This is a genomic window from Achromobacter sp. 10T422 (assembly GCF_056394065.1).
Genome location: NZ_JBFTHD010000015.1, coordinates 11,785 through 29,717, shown reverse-complemented (window position 1 = coordinate 29,717; position 17,933 = coordinate 11,785). Strand labels below are relative to the sequence as shown.

Here is a 17,933-nt window from a genome sequence, read left to right as displayed (position 1 = left end):
CACCATGACTACGCAGACTTCGCTTCCCCTGTTCTACGAACAACCCCGTCCTCTGGCTGCCGGCGTGCACGCCAACCTGTCGCTGGCCGGCAACACGGGCTTTGCCTATGCCGCCAACACCAACGCCGTGCCGCTGGTGGCCACCGAGCTGCCCACGGCTTGCCGTCACTTCCCCATCGTCTTCACCGACGGTGAGCAACCCACGCCCGTCGCGGTGCTGGGCGTGCGCGGCCAGGAAAACCTGTTCGTCGACGCCGACGGCCAATGGCGCGCCGGCACCTACATCCCGGCCTACGTGCGCCGCTACCCGTTCATCTTCATGGAGAACGAAGACCGCAGCCAGTTCACGCTGTGCGTGGACGAGAAGGCCGCGTCCGTGGTGGAAGGCCGCGACAACCCGTTCTTCGACGACGCCGGCGAGCCCACCGACCTGGCCCGCAGCGCCCTGGAATTCTGCCGCGACTACCAGAACCAGCACGCCTACACGATGGAGTTCGCGCAAGCCCTGGCCGCTGCCGACCTGCTGATCGAGAACCGTGCCGACATCACCCTGCCCGACGGCCAGCGCCTGGCCATGTCCGGCTTCAAGGTGATCGACGAAGCCAAGTTCAACAAGCTGTCGGATGAAGAGTTCCTGCGCTGGCGCGCCAACGGCTGGCTGCCGCTGGTCTATTGCCACCTGCTGTCGATCAACACGTGGCCTGCCCTGATCAACCAGGTGCAGCCGGTGGCAGTGGCTGAGGAATCCGCCGAGGCGTGATTTCCTGGCAGCACGGCAAGGCCGGTCACCGCACCGGCTTGCCCCCGCCCACTCGGAACGTTTTTTTCGAGGCCTTTAGGCGCCGACGCAATCGGCGCCTTTTTTTATTGCCGAACGCGTGACGCGTGATACGAGCCGCCGTTAAAAATCCACCGTGGCCGACAGCAGGACCGTGCGTGGCGCACCGATCGTCAGGCCGTTGGAGGACGCGGAGGCCCAGTAGGCTTTGTTGAAGACGTTCTCGACGGTGGCGCGCAAGGTGACCGGGGTGTTGCCCGCGCGAAACGCATAGCGTGCGCCCACGTCAACGCGAGTCCAGCTGGGGATCTCCTGACGGTTCGCGGCGTCCAGGTATTGCGACGTCGTGCGCAGGGCGCGCGCCGACATGGTCAGGCCGGCTAGAAATGGCGTGTCCCATTCCACGCCAAGGTTCATGCTGTAGCGCGGCGAGCCGGGCGCGACGTTGCCCTCGGTGAGCGCAATGCCGGTTTTCGTCAACCGGCCATTCAGAAACATCACGCCCGCCAGCACGCGCACGTTGTTGACGGGTTCTCCGAACACGTTGAACTCCAGCCCGCGATTGCGCTGCATGCCGTTGACCGAATAGATACCTGTGGCCGGGTCCGTGAGCCCGCTGGGGCGGCGGATCTGGAAGGCGCTGAACGTTGCGCCCACGTCGCCGTATTCGACCTTCACGCCGGCCTCGATCTGTTCGGACTTGATCGGCGCAAACACCTCATTGGCGTTCACCGCGGTAAGGGGCGCGGTCGGCCCTTCGCTCAGGCCTTCGATGTAGTTGGCGTAGACCGATACATGCTGCGACGGCTTGCCCAGCAAGGCGATCGCGGGCGTGACTTTGCGTTTGTCGTACCGGCTGGTTCGATTGCCGTCCTCATCGTATTGATCGGTGACCACGCGCTGCGAGCGCGCGCCCACCGTCAGTTGCAGCCGCTCGTCCCACACCGACAGCGTGTCGGCCAGCGCAAAGCTGGTCAGGCGCGATTCGCCGGACTTCGGAATGTCGGTGCTCAATCCCGCCACGGACGGCGCGGTCGTTGCAAGCGGGGCATAGATGTTGGATCGAACCGTGGCGAAGTCATAGCTGAGATTGCCGAACGTCTTGTCGAATTGCGTGGCGCTCAGCGACACCGCGTGCGACACGGCCCCGGTGGCAAAGCGCGTTCGTGCGCCGATTTCGCCGGTGCGGACCTCTTCATCGCGCAGGAAATAGCTGGGGCTGCCCGAGAAGTTTCCGGCGGCATCGCGCGCCGTGACATTCAGGCGCAGAAACTTGTAATCGCCCTGGCGTGCGCCGAATGCGCCATAAACCATGGTCTGGTCCGTGACATCATGCTCGGCGCGCAAGGCGATGTAGCTGTCGCGTGAATTGGCATACGTCCAGTCGGGTGCGTATCCACGATCGACCCGCCCCGCGTCCGGCACCGGTACGCCCGCCGCCACGCCCACGCGTTCCTGCGGCGCGTCGACCTTGCGGTCTTGATGGCCGATATCGGCAGACCAGCGCGTGCGCTCGCCGCGATAGTCCATGCCCAATGTCATCAGGCCACGCGTCATATGCTGCGACCCAACGCCCGTGTCGCCGCCCTTGTAGGCGCCGTTGATGCGGATGCCGAGTTCGCCCTTGTCTCCAAAACGTTGACCCAGGTCGACATGGCCGCCCGCCACGTCATGCGTGCCATAGCTGGCCGTGACCTGCCGCGTCGGGGTGTCTTCCGCCCGCTTGGGCACCACGTTGATGGCGCCGCCCACGCCGCCCGACGGCGCCATGCCGTTAAGCAGGGCGTTGGGGCCTTTCAGCACTTCGACGCGCTCCAGGCTTTCCACCGCCAGCGCATAGGTTGGCAACACGCTGTACAAGCCGTTCAACGCAATGTCGCTATTCAAGACCGGAAAGCCCCGAATGGAGAACTGGTCGAAGCGGCTGGTCCTGGGGTTGGTGTTCTGCACCGACGCGTCGTTGGACACGACATCGGCCACGCTTTGCGCCTGCTGCTGCTGCATCAGCGCGCTGGTGTAGGCGCTGACCGAAAAGGGCGTATCCATGATGCCTTTTTCGCCCAGCATGCCTAGGCTTGCGCCGCTTGCGACTTGGCCGCCCGCGAACGCCGGCATCAGCGCGCCCGAGTACGCGGCGGTGACGGTCACGGCTTCCATTTGCGCGACGGGCGCGGATGCAGCGGACAAGGTGTAGGCATTGGCGCCCGCGCGAACCGCGGTCAGCCCGGTTCCGGACAGCAACGCGGCAAAGCCTGCGTCCACCGTGTAGCTGCCGCTCAAGCCCGGCGATTGCATGCCTTCCACCAAGGCGCCCGCAAACGACAAACGCACGCCGGACTGGGTGGCGAACTGGGCAAGCACCGACCCCAGCGAGCCGGCCGGCAGGCGATAGTCGCGCGTTGCAGATGAGGTGGCGGCGGGTTGCTGCTGCCCCTGCGCCTGCGCTGCACCGGCAACGGGCAACAGAACGGAAAGACAAAGCACCGCGGTCGCACGGACGACGGAATGACTGGACTGGGACATGAGGACGGCGCCGCGAGAGTAGATGTTCAAAGAAACGGTTTCGGATCGGAACTCAGCCTGATCCCGATGCGGTTTCAAGGCCTATATCCTGTACACCGTTCGACGCCGGAAAACATGCCACCCTGCGTGGCAAGCCACCCGCGCCGGTCCGCTAGGCGTTGCGCCCCTGAATTTCCACCCAATACCGTGTGCGAAATGCGATGCGCACCGGCAAGGTCCGCGCCAGCAGCGCCAGACTGGCGTCGGTGTCTTGCAGCGAAAACGAACCGACGACGCGCAGGTCTGCGATGTCGCTGGCGCACCGCATGATGCCTGGCCGGTACCGCGCCATGGCCTGCGTCCAGTCGGCCAGCCGCAAGTCGTCCGCGGTCAGTACCCCCCGCTTCCACGCGGGTTCGGCCTCGGGCAATGCCGCGTCGGGCGCCACTGTGGCGGCGTCAAAGCGCACCTGCCGGCCGGCGCGCACGACCTGGCTGCCCGCGCCATCCCTGGGCCGCACCATCACCGCGCCGTCATAGACCTTGACCTGAGCGCTGTCTGCTTGAAGGCTGACCGTGAACTGCGTGCCAATGGCCTGCACCATGCCCACGGGCGTCTGAACCAGAAAGGGGCGCGCGCGCGGCGCGGCGTCCGGGGCCGTTGACACGAAGATGCGGCCGGCCCGCAGCCACAGCAATCGCTCGGTATCCGAATAACGCACATCCACTCGCGTGGCGGTATCGAGCGTCAGCGCCGTCCCGTCCGCCAGCGTGGTCTGGCGGATCTGGCCGGTGCCACTTTCCAGGTCCGCTTGTTGTGTGCGCCACGCCAGATAGGCGATGGGCGCCACGGCCGTCAGGCACAGCAGCCGCGCAGCCAGGCGCCGGCGATCTGGCTTGGCCAGCCCTTGCAGCGCCTGAGCACGCATGGCCGGCGGCACTTGGCCGAAGGTTCCCATCACGCGCTCGGCACGCGCCCACGCCTGCGCGTGCGCGGGGCTGCAAGCGATCCAACGGGACAACGCCCGCAAGCAGGCTTCATCATTGGGCGCATCGTGCAATCGGGCCATCCAACCGGCCGCTTCAGCCAGCAGCGCGTCGGGGACGTGCGCGGACGTCATGCGTCTATCGCCGTCAGGCAAGCCAGATACGCTTGTTGCATGTGGCGGTTGACGGTGCGCACCGACAAACCAGTTTCAGCGGCGATCTCGGCATACGTCAGCCCATCAAGCTGCGCCAGCAGGAAGACATTGCGCACCCGCCCCGGCATGGCGTCCAACATCCGGTCGATGCAATACAGCGCCTCGAGGATCAGCGCGCGCGTCTCTGGCGACGGCGCGGTTTCGGGGGGCAGCGTCGCAACCGAATCGGCATAGGCCTGCTCGACATTGCGGTGCCGCCATAAATCGACGACCAGGCCTTTGGCGACGTGGGTGAGAAAAGCGCGGGGCTCCGGCATTTCCAGGGAGCGATTGCTGGAATACACGCGCAGAAACGTGTCATGGGCCAGGTCCGCAGCATCCCATGCGTTGCCCAGACGTTTACGGAGCCAGCCGTATAGCCATTTGTGATGATCAGCGTAGAGACCGCTCAGGGCCAGGGGACGAGGCGCGCAGGTTTGGGACATGGGACCAGGAACTGCCAGCAGAAGATCTTAGTGATAATGAGTTCTGTTAATAATACTGGAATCCACTGCTGGAATCCCGCCCGTCTCTTGCATCATCTTCAGCCTGGCGTCCGCCCGAATCATCAGAACAGACTGACCCAGCCCATCGCCTCGCACACAAATAACCCCTGCGACAAGAGCAACAGCGCCAACCACAGCCATCGCCACGGCCGCATCCCGGACCACGCCTCGCGCGCAGGCGTGGCGGGTTCACCGCCATGCCCGGCCTTTGCCCTGGCCGTTGCGCTGCCGCCCGCAATGCGCAGTCCATATAGATAAGCGCCTGTCAGGCACAGCGCCGTCAACGCCGCGCCGAACAGGAACCAGATGACGCGCACCGGCCAAGGGCCAAACGAACCGAAATGAATGGGATCGGCCAGTTCCGAAATGCGCTGGTGCACGCTCAGGTCGGCTGCGCTGCGGCGCGCGGACTCGCCCTGTTCCAGCGGCAGGCGGATGGCATTGGCGCGATCCCGGACCAGCCAGGCTGGTGTCTGCCCTTCCACCTGCCCTGCCCGCCCGCCAGCCTCCAGCCGCAAGACTCTGATTTCAAGTTCCGGCCATTGCTGGCGAATTCGGGCAATAGCCGAATCCAGCGATTGCGCGTTGAATGGCGACGCGGCGCGCGGCGCGTCTTTGGTGGTGATCGCCGGCAGCGGTGGGGCATGGCCGCCCAACGATTCGATCAAATACCACAACCCCGACACGGCAATGACCCCGGCGAACCACAGGCTCCATACGGCCAGCAGCCGATGCACATCGCCCCACATCAGCCGGCGTTTTCCGCGCCGTGGCCACGCCAGAAAGCCGCGCCACCAGCGTTTGTAGATGACCAGGCCGGTCACGACCAGCACGGTCAATGGAATCGACAGCGCCGACACCAACGGCACGCCATAACGCGTGGGCAAAAACAGGTGCCGGTGCGTATTGCGCAGCCAACGCTGGATGCTGAACCACGACGTGTCGCCGGTGACAACAGCCCGATAGGGATCGATCCAGACGAAGCGCTGCTTGCCCTGCGGCGTGCGCATCAGGGCCTGCGCAGCAAAGCGGGAGGCATGGGGCGCGGTGATTGATAACAGCGTCCAGCCCGGGTACGCCGCCTGAGCGGCCTCGGCCATGTCGCCCCAACTGGCGTGGCGCGATGCAGGCTCGACCCGCATCGCCGGCTGCACCAGCCAGTCGAGCTCGGTGGCGATGACCGCCAAGGTGCCCGTCATGCAGATGAAGGCCATCAACAGGCTGAGCTTCAACCCCGCCCAACTATGCACGGAAAACCACCATTTCCGCTTGGAGGCGCTGGCCGATGCAACGGCGGAGCGTGGGCTAGTGGAGGCTGAAGCGGCTTTCATTCTTGCACCCGATGACTGGCCGCCTGCGAATGTGCAGGGGCCTTATCAGGTACACCGGACGAGACGAAAAAAGATGCCAGGGCGTGACGCGTTCACGGGCGTCGCGGACGGTGCGGGCCGCTTCGGCCACTCCAATGCCGCTACGCCACAGCCCGCTTCACATGCCGCTTCACATGCCCGCTTCACATGCCCGCCTCACATGCCCGCCTCACATACCCGCCTCACATATCCGCTTCACATACCCGCTTCACACGTTCTTTTTCACCTTCCCTTTACGAGCTCGAACCCTTCCCCCTTGAACACGCGCCCCGGGCTGCCGCGTTCGACCTCGTGATGGAATTGCCGGCGTTGCGCGCGCTGGGCCGCCCGCATATCCTGCTCACGGTTGGCCAGCCGATGCGCAATCAGCAGCACGGCAATGCGCTTGTTGGCATGCTGGCTGCGCTCTGTCTGGACCTTCACCGAAATGCCGGTCGCGACATGGGTCGCGCGCACCGCCGATTCGGTTTTGTTGACGTGCTGGCCGCCCGGGCCTGACGCCCGCGTCGCTTCAAACCGGATGTCACCTGACACGTTCGTGGCGGGCGCCTCGCAACGCGAAGCGCCGATGAACCAGTTTTTGCGCAAATGCCCAGGCCGGTAGGGGCTTGGGCAGATCCACTGGATCGACCCTTCCCACGCGGCCGCGAGCGCGTCAGCGCCGTCGCCGTCGCCGTCCAGGCTTAACAACACGGAACGCAGCGTGCCTGGCCGGCTTCCGGCTTCGCTTTCCAGCACATCGGCGCACACGCTGCGCGTCCGCGCTTCGCGCAATAAAAAGCCCAGGGCCTTGGCCACCGCCAGGCAGCACTCGTCAGGACCGTGCGCGGCGGATAACTGTAATAGCACCATCAGCAGCAGCCTCCGCGCGTCTTGTAGGTCAACACCGGACGCAGCTTTGCCAGCACCTTCACCAAGCCCGCCTCGGCAAGACTGGCGACGATGCTGTCCACTGGCTTGTACGCCTCGGGCGCTTCTTCATAGATCAGCGCCTTGTCTTGGCAAACAACATGATTGCCCAGCTTGGTCCTGGTGAGTTGCGCCGGCGTGTAGCGCTTGACCAACCGGTCTTTGCACTCGCTGCGCATCCACTTGCGCCCTGCCCCATGCGCCAACGAAAACAAGCTGGCCTCGCTGGGGTAAGGCTGAACCAGATAACTGAAATCCCCACGCGAACCCGGGATGACGACCATGCCCGCATCCGCCGGCGTGGCGCCCTTGCGGTGCAGCCAGCCCTGCTCACCCTGGACCCGCGCGGGCGTAACCAGATTGTGATCCACATCCAGCAGCGCTTCGCCGGTTGCGCCCAAGCGGCTCAGGATGCGGCGCGCAATCAATTGCCGGTTGGCGCGCGCAAACTGCAACGCGCCGTCGTGCTGCGCCAGATAGTCCTGGCAGTCGCCGCTATCGTCCGCCAGACCGTGATGGCCATGACGCTGAACGTGTTCCTCAAGAATGGCCCGGCCCAGTCCGCGTGAACCGCTGTGCACCAGCAGCACCAGCTGCTTGGCGTTAAACGGCGTCGCGGCAAGCGCGTGCGGGTCATAAATTTCGTCGATGCGTTGCAGCTCGGCAAAATGATTGCCGCCGCCGATCGTGCCCAAGGCCTGGCCAAAGCCCACGCCCGCCGGTGCCAGCTGCGACACCAGCGTCTGCCACGATGCGTCCAGCGGACCATCGATATTGCCCAGCCGCTTCTCAAGCTTGTCGACCGCCACCTTGCCAGCGGCAAGGTTGGTGGACCACAGCGCCATGCCGCAGCCGATATCCCCGCCAATCAACGCGGGATACAGGCGCCCCACAGAGAAAAACGAGGCGCCTACCGGATACCCCCGGCCGGGATGCAAATCAGGCAAGCCCGCCACGCGGCGCATGCCGGCAAGCTTGGAAGTGGTGTGTAGTTGTTGGATCGCGTTGCCTTCGATCCACGTGTCGTCCGAGGCGATGAGTGTCACGCTCTCGGACAATTGTTGAATGCAATTGCCCATGGAAATTCCAGATCAGGTCATGAAAGGGCTTGCTTGCATCGCAGGCGTCCACGCGCCGCCGTGCCCGGTGTACAGGCGTGGCGCGGCGGGCAGACGCGCACGCAACGTGCATCCATGCAGGATGCGTGCGCGCGGGCGATGCTTGCGGAAAGACCCTGTGTGACAGGTCCGGGCCGAGATACTGCGAATGCGTTCTGTAGGGTTTACAGAAGGAAGAATTCGGTCTGACTAGGCGCGGCCTGCAAGGCGGGAAGTTTGTTTTTGCATGATGATTTCCTCCTGTGCAGTACGGTTGTTATTTGGGCGGGCCGAAGCGGATACCGTTGGGGTTTGCGTGGGACGCAATGATCGGCTGCGGCTGCGAATGGGTTTGATCCAGGGCAATGATTTTTTGCTGCGCATGGCGCATATTGCCGAGTGCGAGCACTTTATCATCGGTTCTTGTGAGCGGTATCGATGGGAATTAAAAAATCCATCGACGAACAACAGGGTGTCGGAAATTCGCGACACCCGCACATCCCCGATGAGGTCTTGGCTGGCTGACTTGCCGCGCGTCTTGTCCTGCGTCTTGTCATACGTCTTGTCCTGCTTCTTGCCGTGCGTCTTGCCGCGCGTCTTGCCATGCGCCTTGTCCTGCATCTCGCCGTGCGCCTTGCTTGGCAGGGATTGACGTTTGCCCCGCCGCGGCTCGTTCATCATGGGTTCAGAGTTGGGGGCATATGCTTCACCCCCGTGAGCCACCTGATCGCGGTGCATGCACAGAGATCAGGTGGCTCACAGGGCGCATTCGCGCAGTATTCTGAGAACCGGCCCGGCATCGATGCCAACCATCGGCCGCGGGCGATAAAGAAAGGAAAAGCCATGTCCATCAAGAATTCCGACAAGCAGTATGCAGGCCTGGTCATTGCCATGCACTGGCTCATGCTCGTGGTGCTGGCGTTGGTCTACGCCTGTATGGAATTGCGCGGGCTGGCCACGAAGGGCAGCGATTTGTACAACAACATGAAGGCGCTGCATTTCTCGCTTGGGCTATGCGTGATCGGGCTTGTCGTCCTGCGGCTCGCAATCCGAATGGCCGCAGGCAATGCGCCCGCTGTCCGCCCGCCGATGCCACGATGGCAAGACATTCTTGCGCGGCTGATGCACTACGCACTGTATGCATTCATGATCGCCACCCCGATTCTGGGCTGGCTGACGCTCAGCGCAGCCGGCAAGCCGATTCCGCTGTTTGGCCTGAACGTGCCCGCCTTGGTTGGCGCCGACAAAGCCCTGGCGGACCAGGTGAAGGAACTGCACGAAACGTTGGCGACGGTCGGCTATTTCCTGGTCGGCTTGCATGCCGCCGCAGCGCTGCTGCACCACTATATGCTTCGCGACAACACGCTGGTTCGCATGCTGCCCGGACGGCGCTGACACGTCGCAAGGGGTAGTACGGATACCAGCATCACCAATGGTCTTGCTGCCGAACGGGGCCAATAGAACAATCCCTCTCGACTATTTATTTGAGAGGATTGTTCAAATGCGAATCTCGTTCTTGCACACGATGGCAAGCAGCGTAGCGGTCTTCGGACACGAAGCTGAGCAAGCCGGCTGCCCCCCAGAACGTATGCGCCATACCGTGCGCGAAGATCTTCGGCAGGCCATGGCGCACCCGCCAGGCGCAGGCGGCGATGCACACACCCTGATCCACCAGACGCTGCAGGGCTTGGCGGCCGAGGCCGATGCAATCATCGTGACGTGTGCGACGCTGGGCCCCGCGATCGACACCCTGGAATCATCCACGGTTCCCATCATCCGGGCCGACGCGGCCCTGGCCGAAGCGGCTTCGCGCGCAGGAAACAACATCGCCGTACTCTGTGCGGTCGAATCCACCGTGGCGCCGAATCAGGCGCTCTTCGGGCGCTACGCGGCCACGACCGGTGCTCGCGTGACCGTCAAACTGATTCCTGGCGCGTGGGCGCTCTATCAGGAAGGCAATTATGCTGAGTGCATGGCGGCATGCGCTCAAGCCGCACGTCACGCGCATGCTCAGGGCTTTGATGTCGTGGCCTATGCGCACCCCTGGATGGCAGGCGCCAGTGCATTGGTGGGAGAGGAATGCCGGCCGATACACGGCGCACAGGCGGCGCTGCGCGCGGTCGGCATCCACTCGTCGTTCTGAAGCGGATGCTCAACCCGCCCCGCCTCCCCTTGCGACGGCCACGCGGCAGGCGGGTTCAATTCGTCAGAATGAGTTTGCCGAAGCTCTGGTTGGTTTCCATGCGGCGATGCGCGTCTGCGGCTTGCGCCATCGGGAACGTGCTGTCGATGACCGGCGTAAGACGCCCAGCGCCCAAGTCATCCAGCCAGCGGTCGCGAAAGCGAGCCACCATGGCGTGCTTCACCGATTGCGGACGTGACTTCATCACCGTCCCCATGATCTGCAGATGACGGTATAGAACGGTCTGCAGATCAATCTCCGCGCCTGCTCCGCCTGCCAGCAGCCCGACCTGGACCAAGCGTCCGCCAAAATTCATCGATCGGATATTGCGGGCGAAATTCGGCCCGCCAACGAAATCCACAATCACATCCACACCGGTGCCCGCCGTCTCACGCGTGACCACATCATGAAAGTCCTCTGACCGGTAGTCGATCACCACGTCCGCGCCCAATGCGCGTAGCCGGGCAGCCTTCTCTGCGGTCGTCGATGCCAATACCTTGGCGCCCACCGCGTGCGCCAGTTGCACGGCGGCTGACCCCACACCGCCCGCCGCAGCGTGAATCAGAACGGCTTCGCCGGGCTGAAGCCGCCCAAGATGCATCAGCGCCTCGTGCGCGGTCACAAAGACTTCTGGCACGGCGGCGGCGTGCACGTAGTCCAACCCCGCGGGAATCGGCATCGCCATGCGATAGTCAACGCGGGCATAGTCGGCGTACGCGCCGCCGCCGGTGATGGCCATCACGCGGTCGCCGGCCTGATAGCCCCGCACCTCGGCGCCTGCCGCGACCACTTCGCCTGCGGCTTCCAGCCCCATCAGATGGGAATCACCAAAGTCCGGGCGGCCGTAATGGCCCGTGCGCAGCAGCAGATCCGCACGGTTCACGCCAGCCGCGTGAACCTTCACCAACAGATCATGCGGCCGCAGCACGGGATCGGGCGCATCCACGCAATGCAGCACATCAGCGGAACCGAAACTATCAAAATCAATGGCTTTCATGGCCATCTCCATCAGGTTGTAGAGCGCCCCGGCGACCATCGCCAAGGCGGTATGAATAGCGGCTAGTGTCCGAACACAATACGCGCCGCATCCGCGACGCTGCCAGGCAAACCCACAATATCGAACACAGTGATCGCCAACGCCGAGCACCAGCCCAGCACCAGCAAGCTCCACGGCGTGGGCCAGTTGCCCATCAGGCGGCGCGTGGTCACGAAATGCAGCAAGGGAAACATCGCGAACGGCAATTGCAGCGCCAATACGACTTGGCTCAGAATCAGCAGGTCGTTGACACTGCTGTCTCCGCGCAAACCGATAATGATGACCGCAGGCACGATGGCCAGCGAACGTGTAATGAGCCGGCGCTTCCACGGGGTTAGCCGCCAGTGCGTGAAACCTTCCATCACGACCTGGCCGGCCAGGGTGCCCGTGATCGTGCTCGACTGCCCCGACGCCAGCAGCGCCACCGCAAAGATCAGGCTCGCCACCGCTGTGCCCAGCGCGGGCGTGAACGTCAGGTAAGCAAGCTGGAGCCAGTCGGTGTCATCCCCCAGAACGAAGCGTTGGCCGTTCACGAGAATGTCGCTGCGGCCATGAAAGACCTTGGCCGCCAAGAGCAGGATCGCGGCGTTGACCAGGCACGCCATCGTCAGCGATGCCACCGTCGACACGGCGTTCAACCGCAACGCCACTTTCGTGGACGCCTTGCCGCCGGCCGGGTCCGCTTCAGAACGCTGCACCAACGCCGAGTGTAAATACAGGTTGTGGGGCATCACCGTGGCGCCGATGATCGCGACCGCGATGCTCGCCATGCCCGCGCCGGCCAGCGAAGGGTGCACGAGCGCCGCGCCCATCTCATGCAAATTCAGGCTGGTGCCGGGAAGCACGAAAAGTTCGATAAAAAACGCACCTGCGATGGTGAGCACCAACACGACCACCACGCGTTCAATGGCGCGCATTCCGCTTTTCTGCAGAATGAGCAAGAGGAGCACGTCGGCGGCGGTGAACATCACCGCCATCAGGATCGGCGTGCCGAACAAGAGATTGATCGCGACGGCGGAGCCGAGCACCTCGGCCAGGTCACACGCGCCAATCGCGATCTCGCAGAATATCCACAGCGGCATGCAGCACCATTTGGGATACCAGTCGCGACACGCCTGGGCCAGGTTCTTGCCGGTGACGATACCCAGACGCGCTGCCAGCAACTGCAGCACAATTGCCATCGCGCCGGCCAACGCCACCACCCACAGCAGCGCGTACCGGTACTGCGCGCCCGCCTGCAGGTCGGTCCCCCAGTTGCCCGGGTCCATATAGCCCACGCTCACCAGCAGCGCCGGGCCAAGAAACCTGCGTGATCGCTTGAGCGTGGCCACACCGCGCCCCACAAGATCCCGGCCACGCACGCCGGCCATGGCGGCCGCGCTGCCGCCTGGCGCCACATTCAGCTGTTCCTGTCCGGGCACAGCAGTCTCCTGTTCATGCAGACAGCATCGGGCGGGCGCGGCGGCGCTACGCCCGCCACGCGTCCTGCCCCATCAGGTTGCTCAAGCTGCGCTCGCCGCCAACGCGCGACGTTCGATGCTGGCGGCAAACAGCGGCGTCTCGCGGCTGTTATGGTCGCCGCCGTCTCGCTGACGCGCGTCGGCGGCGTCCTGGAACGGCGTGCCATGCAGTTCGATGAAGTTCAGAAATTCCTGCGTCGGGTGCGCCACCACGCTATTGGTGTATTCGCAGGTGTTGTCGTCAATCTTCTTCACGCTCAGCGTCCAGATCACTTGCACCCGCGTGCGGCCATTGGGGGTGAACGCGTCCGAGGTAGAGACCATCTTGCACAGCGTAGGCGTTGCCACTTCGGCGACGTAATGTTGAACCATCAGGGTCTTGCCAATCATCTCGACATTGATCGACATACGCTTGCCATCATCGGTAGTCGTGGCGCCTGCCGAGATATGGTCAGGCGCGCAGCAGCGCTGATACTCGGCCTCGGGCAGGTTGAACAGCCAGTCGGCGATGTCGACCTTTTCGATCGGAGCATTGATGACCGCGCTGTAAGCGGAAGAAGACAGCTGCTTTTCAGTGATGATGATGTCGGACATGATCAGATTTCCTGGTAGGCGATTAGGCCGCTGCTCAAGTGGCGGCTGATGAACTCATCAACACGCTCGCACCTGCTGCTGACGTCGTTGAATGAGGCCTCACTATCGGCCTGATTCAAGCCTTCAACCAGTTATCTCTTGGTATGCGGAACCGACCGGAAAGGTCATACCAAAGCGTAGTTTTCAGTCGCGAGTGGCTATGCCTCGTGCGTCTGCTGCGCGGCGGCAGCGGCGGTTTCGGCCAAAGGCGTCACACGCGGCACGACGGCTTCCAGGCTGCGCAAGTTCACCGCAAGCACAGACGCGCCCTTGCGGCGCGCCGCCAGCGTGGCGGGCAAAGCCACTGGCATACCGTAGTCATTGGACAGGCGCACGGCAAGTTCGATGAGCTTGCCGGCCTGGGCCAGTGGCTTGCCCTCGACATCGAACATCTGCGGCAGCAGCGCCGCCAACGTCTGAAGCACTCGGCAGCCGGCGAGCGCGCTGATGGACGCGGCGTCGGCCAGTGTTTGCGCCAGACGTCCGGCCAACGCGAAGCCCTGCGCCAGATGCGCCGCGATCTGTGCGGCGAACGGCGCGGGATCGAGCAAGCCGGAATCGGCCAGCCGCGCAATCGCCTCTGCCGCCTGGGCGCGATGCTCGGACATCTTCGCCGAAGCGGCCAGCGCCAAGGCCGAGTACACAGGCCCACCCGGTACCAACCGGGACGCGCCCAACGCCGTCAGCAATGGCCCCAGGCCACGCACGTTGATCACCTGCACCGCCGCGCACAACATCGGATGAAAATGCGCGGCCAGCGTGTCGGGGTTGGACCGCAGCAGCCAGGCCGCCCATTGCACGACCTGATCGTAGCCATCTTGCTCCCGCGCCTCTTGGGCGCGGAAAGTGAATTCGGCGGGCACAGCGGTGACATCCAGGGCCGGCGAGGCAGAGGCGTCGGCCTCTCTGGCGGCGCCCGTCGCGATCCAGAACGGCTTGGGTCCCTCTCCCAACACGTCAAGGTCGCGCGAGAACGTGCCCTCGCCCGGCGCGGCAAGCACTCGCTCCCACACGAAACGCTGCCCCGAGACTGCCGCCGGCGGACTGAACGGCTTGCCCTGCGCCCGGCTCGACCGCAGGTCGTGAAAGGCGCCGGCCAGCAAGGCCAGCGGCGAATGGGTCGGCACGTATTGGTAGCCCCAGCGGGAAGTCCCCGTCTCCGTGATTTCCCAGTTGCCAGTCTCCACGTCGTATTCGCTAGTGGTGAACGCGTGGTCCTGCAGTGCCACGCCAACGGGGTCCGGCTTGCCCGCGCTGACTGCCACGAAGCGGGCATAGCCCTTGAAGCTGACGTCATCCCTGCCCCGCAGCGCGGCGGCCAGAAGGCGCCGCGGCGAGGCATGGCGTTCATCCCACACCGACTCGATGATCTCGGCGCCGCGGCGTTGCAGCGCCTCGGGCATTGGCATTTGCGGACGGCCAGCCAAATAGTCGAAGATGCGCGGCAACACAGCGCCGTGCCCGGCGCCCTCTAACTGCGCCCCGATCAACGCGTGCAATTCCTCGTCGTCGCCAATGGCGGGCGCTTGATCGGGAAGATCTGGCAGCGGCTCGCGGCGCGGCGCCGGCATCGTGATCACCCGGGTTCCGGCGTCATCCTTCGTGCGCGCGTCGCCATTCGCATCGGCCGGCTGCGTCTCGCGGGACGGAACCACCAGCTTGCGCGCCAGCGCAGCGAGGTCCAACGGCATGCCTTCCAGCGCCCCGCCGACAATCTCCGAGATGCGATCCCGCTGCTCGGCATCGGTCTTCAGCGCGGCAAGCAGCCCGAGCTGGGCCTTGACCAGTTTTTTCTCCGAACGGGTCAGCACGGCGGACCCGGCCTCGATCATGGCGTCTGCGTCCAACTGCCCCACAGCACGCTTGAGCATGTCCTGGGCCAGGCCGACCGCCGTGCTGGGCGCCGTGCCGAGCACCGAGAAATACGTGTGCGGACTGGCCGCGACTTCTTGCGCGGACGGATCGGCCAAACGGTGCATGCGCAGGTACCAGGCGATGGTCTTCGCCGAAAAATCTCGCAGCAGGGCCGCAAGCGACTCCGTGAGCAGGCGTTGCCGGAACGCCGGGCTGTCCTGGCAAAGCGCCAGAACAGCGGCGTCCCATGCGGGTCCGGTACGCTCGATGAGGAGGTAATCGGCACCCATGCCCTCGACGCGGAACAAGGCCCAGAACTCGCGCTCGATCCAATCAGGGTGCGCCTGCAGATGTGCGGCCATGAGCTTGCCATGGTCCTCGTCCAGTTGCCCGTCCCCGCCGATGGCGGTGACCTGTTGCACGAAACTCCGGAGATAGGCCACGGACAGGGGCGCGTCGCCGTCCAGCTGCACCAGCGCGTGGCATACCGGCCATACCAGATGCTCGCCCCACCAGTACTGCTCTGCCAACAGCTCGATGAATGCGGCGCGCCACGGTGCGTCCCGACCGCTGCCCGCGGCGATGACGGCTGGCGCCATCGCGCCATGGAGTGCGCCATATTCACGCTTGCGCTGCATATCCGCCGGCGCCAGTGTGTCCGCCACGAGCTTGGGCTTGCCCAGCGCGGCCAACACGAAGCACGCCCTGGGCGTCGGCCCCTCCGCGCTGAACAGGCGCGATGGCGGCAAGGCCTTGGCCAGCGCGGCGCGGTCTTCCTCGCTCGCGCCTGCCAGCGCGCGGGCAAAGGCGGCGATGTCTGTCGCGCTGCCGCTAGCGGCCTCGCGTAGCGCCGCGCKGCGTTCGGTCAGGCTCATCAGGGTCATGCGTCGGCTCCAGGCGCGTTGAGAGGATCGAGAAACATGCGCACGGCCAGCGTGTGCTTGCAAGGCCCGCGCGTGCCTTGATATTTGGCGCTCCAGGGGCAGGTACAGCGGTCTTGCGCCGGCTCGGCACCCAGCGCCACCCGGTAGTGCTGCTGCCCCGACTGCACCGTGTACTGCCCCTCGCCCTCGGGCCGCACTCCGCCGCCCGCCAACAGCTTGCGCGCATCGGCCAGCCGCGGATGCAACGTATCGAGCAGCCCCGCCTTCACCGGCAGCGGACGATGGAAGTACGCGCCCGCCGCCAGATCGAAACCCACCTGGCCGGACGACGCCAGCACGCCCAGCGCGGACGCGATCTGCGCTTCCGGCAACATGGCCCGCGCGGCCAGATGGGCAATATCGATGCGGGGTTCGAAGGCCAGGAGCGTTGAGACGAATGCCGCGTCCTCGTTGGCATCCCCGCCCGCGATCAGATGCAGCACCGAGCCCTCCCCCGAGAAGCCGCGCGCCTTCTCCGGGCTCAGCCCCAGCGTGACCCGTGCCCCGGGCAGCTCCAGCACCCAGGCGCTGGCCTGCGGCTGCCCGCCCGCCGTCACATCCGCCCCGTAGGCGCGCAACGCCGTGGCGTAGCGCAGCAGCGGCTCCAGCGCGCGCAGCCGCTCCGGTCCTGCAACGCAAACCGCGCCGGTCGTCGCCTGCGTCGCCAGCCGCAGTGAACGGGCGGCCTGGGTCGCCCACATCACCGTCTTGGTCGCCGACGAACGCGGCAGTGCCTGCACGAACTGGCGCAACGCCACGCCCGTCAATTCGTGACGCGGCATCATGCCCGCAGACAGCATCTGCGTCTCGGCAAACCCCTTGAGCCAGCGCGTGGGCAGAGGGACTTTCTCTTCGACGATCTCGCCCTCTGCCGTCGCAACCCGCAACGCATCACCGCCCACTTTCAGGTGCAAGGGTTCCGACGCGCGCAACCCCGCCAGCGCCTGGCGCAGCGGTGGATTCACGTCCACGTTCGTGACGCCCGCCGCCGAGTGCGTGACGTCCAGCGCCGCCGCGTCCACATCCAGGCGCGCATACACGCCGCAGCACACGCTAAAGGACTCGAAGCGCAAGCCCTCGGGCGTGGACGTCACGACCGGGTCCGCCGCCCGCAGCACCGCGGCCAGCGTATTCGGCGGCACATAGAAACGCGTGCGCGCCACCCGCGCCAGCATCAGCAGCGCTTGCGCCACCACGGCGGGCTGCGCCACAAAACCGGAAAAGAAGAAGGGATGCGCCACCGCGCCCGACGGCGTAAGACCGCCGCTGGTAGCCAGCCTCAGGTCGGCCTGGCCCTGCCGCTGGGCGAATTCGGAGGGGGCAAGATAGGCATAGGCCAGCTCCGTCATGCTGCGTATCTTCTAGCTATAGGCGGGACGCCGCGCTGACCCTGTGCCATCGCGGTAAGGGGCCGCCGAGCGCGATCTGGCTGAGGCGAACGCCTGCTGCCGGGCGTCTGTGTCGATGAGACTTTTCGCTGCGTATTCATTGGGTGACATGATA

General features: G+C 65.0%; 15 protein-coding genes. 3 read left to right on the top strand and 12 right to left on the bottom strand.

What is annotated here, in order from left to right:
• Positions 1–4: 4 nt before the first annotated feature.
• On the top strand, positions 5–760 hold the full coding sequence (locus tag AC1DB0_RS29145; protein ID WP_054423057.1) for a SapC family protein: 756 nt from the start codon (positions 5–7) through the stop codon (positions 758–760).
• A gap of 141 nt (positions 761–901) precedes the next feature.
• Here AC1DB0_RS29145 and AC1DB0_RS29140 read toward each other — a convergent pair whose 3' ends face one another.
• From AC1DB0_RS29140 to AC1DB0_RS29110, 7 genes are all read right to left on the bottom strand, one after another.
• Entirely contained in the window at positions 902–3,301 is a 2,400-nt protein-coding gene (locus AC1DB0_RS29140) for a TonB-dependent siderophore receptor (RefSeq protein WP_476758076.1), read from the bottom strand.
• A 151-nt stretch (positions 3,302–3,452) separates the two neighbouring features.
• Positions 3,453–4,400 (bottom strand): FecR domain-containing protein, encoded by a 948-nt coding sequence (locus AC1DB0_RS29135; protein WP_447578656.1) that lies wholly within the window; start codon positions 4,398–4,400, stop codon positions 3,453–3,455.
• Positions 4,397–4,906: a sigma-70 family RNA polymerase sigma factor gene (locus AC1DB0_RS29130; protein WP_476758077.1), complete on the bottom strand. Its 510-nt coding sequence runs from the start codon at positions 4,904–4,906 to the stop codon at positions 4,397–4,399. Before AC1DB0_RS29130 ends, AC1DB0_RS29135 begins: the two co-directional genes overlap by 4 nt.
• A gap of 122 nt (positions 4,907–5,028) precedes the next feature.
• Positions 5,029–6,216 carry a PepSY-associated TM helix domain-containing protein gene (locus tag AC1DB0_RS29125; RefSeq protein WP_476758078.1) on the bottom strand — a complete coding sequence of 396 codons (1,188 nt, stop codon included), beginning with the start codon at positions 6,214–6,216 and terminating at the stop codon, positions 5,029–5,031.
• A gap of 342 nt (positions 6,217–6,558) precedes the next feature.
• Positions 6,559–7,188 carry a peptide chain release factor H gene (prfH, locus tag AC1DB0_RS29120; protein ID WP_476758079.1) on the bottom strand — a complete coding sequence of 210 codons (630 nt, stop codon included), beginning with the start codon at positions 7,186–7,188 and terminating at the stop codon, positions 6,559–6,561.
• On the bottom strand, positions 7,188–8,324 hold the full coding sequence (locus tag AC1DB0_RS29115) for an RNA ligase RtcB family protein (RefSeq protein ID WP_054423066.1): 1,137 nt from the start codon (positions 8,322–8,324) through the stop codon (positions 7,188–7,190). Before AC1DB0_RS29115 ends, prfH begins: the two co-directional genes overlap by 1 nt.
• A gap of 228 nt (positions 8,325–8,552) precedes the next feature.
• Complete coding sequence (locus tag AC1DB0_RS29110; RefSeq protein WP_476758080.1) at positions 8,553–9,023, bottom strand: hypothetical protein; 471 nt, start codon at positions 9,021–9,023, stop codon at positions 8,553–8,555.
• 162 nt (positions 9,024–9,185) lie between these two features.
• Between AC1DB0_RS29110 and AC1DB0_RS29105 the strand changes: the two genes are divergently transcribed.
• Together AC1DB0_RS29105 and AC1DB0_RS29100 are read left to right on the top strand one after the other, a co-directional pair.
• Positions 9,186–9,737, top strand: a complete 552-nt coding sequence (locus AC1DB0_RS29105) for a cytochrome b (RefSeq protein ID WP_476758081.1) — start codon at positions 9,186–9,188, stop codon at positions 9,735–9,737.
• A 37-nt stretch (positions 9,738–9,774) separates the two neighbouring features.
• Positions 9,775–10,485 carry an arylsulfatase gene (locus AC1DB0_RS29100; protein ID WP_476758082.1) on the top strand — a complete coding sequence of 237 codons (711 nt, stop codon included), beginning with the start codon at positions 9,775–9,777 and terminating at the stop codon, positions 10,483–10,485.
• A gap of 55 nt (positions 10,486–10,540) precedes the next feature.
• Here the strand turns inward: AC1DB0_RS29100 and AC1DB0_RS29095 are convergent, their stop codons facing one another.
• From AC1DB0_RS29095 to AC1DB0_RS29075, 5 genes are all read right to left on the bottom strand, one after another.
• Positions 10,541–11,521 carry an NAD(P)H-quinone oxidoreductase gene (locus AC1DB0_RS29095; protein WP_476758083.1) on the bottom strand — a complete coding sequence of 327 codons (981 nt, stop codon included), beginning with the start codon at positions 11,519–11,521 and terminating at the stop codon, positions 10,541–10,543.
• Positions 11,522–11,583: 62 nt separating this feature from the next.
• Positions 11,584–12,891 (bottom strand): Nramp family divalent metal transporter, encoded by a 1,308-nt coding sequence (locus tag AC1DB0_RS29090; protein WP_476758084.1) that lies wholly within the window; start codon positions 12,889–12,891, stop codon positions 11,584–11,586.
• Positions 12,892–13,062: 171 nt separating this feature from the next.
• Positions 13,063–13,614, bottom strand: a complete 552-nt coding sequence (locus AC1DB0_RS29085; RefSeq protein ID WP_054423075.1) for a hypothetical protein — start codon at positions 13,612–13,614, stop codon at positions 13,063–13,065.
• A gap of 197 nt (positions 13,615–13,811) precedes the next feature.
• Positions 13,812–16,391, bottom strand: a complete 2,580-nt coding sequence (locus tag AC1DB0_RS29080) for a DUF6493 family protein (RefSeq protein WP_476758809.1) — start codon at positions 16,389–16,391, stop codon at positions 13,812–13,814.
• The gene (locus AC1DB0_RS29075) at positions 16,388–17,779 is read right to left on the bottom strand and encodes an SWIM zinc finger family protein (protein WP_476758086.1); all 1,392 of its coding nucleotides are present in this window, start codon (positions 17,777–17,779) and stop codon (positions 16,388–16,390) included. The genes AC1DB0_RS29080 and AC1DB0_RS29075 overlap by 4 nt, the downstream gene beginning before the upstream one ends.
• Between the last annotated feature and the right edge of the window lie 154 nt (positions 17,780–17,933).

Excerpts from the sequence above, each read along its gene's own strand:
- AC1DB0_RS29075 (WP_476758086.1), bottom strand. The coding sequence starts at position 17,779 with ATGACGGAGCTGGCCTATGCCTATCTTGCCCCCTCCGAATTCGCCCAG.
- AC1DB0_RS29115 (WP_054423066.1), bottom strand. The coding sequence starts at position 8,324 with ATGGGCAATTGCATTCAACAATTGTCCGAGAGCGTGACACTCATCGCC.
- AC1DB0_RS29110 (WP_476758080.1), bottom strand. The coding sequence starts at position 9,023 with ATGATGAACGAGCCGCGGCGGGGCAAACGTCAATCCCTGCCAAGCAAG.
- AC1DB0_RS29100 (WP_476758082.1), top strand. The coding sequence starts at position 9,775 with ATGGTCTTGCTGCCGAACGGGGCCAATAGAACAATCCCTCTCGACTAT.
- AC1DB0_RS29130 (WP_476758077.1), bottom strand. The coding sequence starts at position 4,906 with ATGTCCCAAACCTGCGCGCCTCGTCCCCTGGCCCTGAGCGGTCTCTAC.
- prfH (WP_476758079.1), bottom strand. The coding sequence starts at position 7,188 with ATGGTGCTATTACAGTTATCCGCCGCGCACGGTCCTGACGAGTGCTGC.
- AC1DB0_RS29145 (WP_054423057.1), top strand. The coding sequence starts at position 5 with ATGACTACGCAGACTTCGCTTCCCCTGTTCTACGAACAACCCCGTCCT.
- AC1DB0_RS29095 (WP_476758083.1), bottom strand. The coding sequence starts at position 11,521 with ATGAAAGCCATTGATTTTGATAGTTTCGGTTCCGCTGATGTGCTGCAT.
- AC1DB0_RS29135 (WP_447578656.1), bottom strand. The coding sequence starts at position 4,400 with ATGACGTCCGCGCACGTCCCCGACGCGCTGCTGGCTGAAGCGGCCGGT.
- AC1DB0_RS29105 (WP_476758081.1), top strand. The coding sequence starts at position 9,186 with ATGTCCATCAAGAATTCCGACAAGCAGTATGCAGGCCTGGTCATTGCC.
- AC1DB0_RS29140 (WP_476758076.1), bottom strand. The coding sequence starts at position 3,301 with ATGTCCCAGTCCAGTCATTCCGTCGTCCGTGCGACCGCGGTGCTTTGT.
- AC1DB0_RS29085 (WP_054423075.1), bottom strand. The coding sequence starts at position 13,614 with ATGTCCGACATCATCATCACTGAAAAGCAGCTGTCTTCTTCCGCTTAC.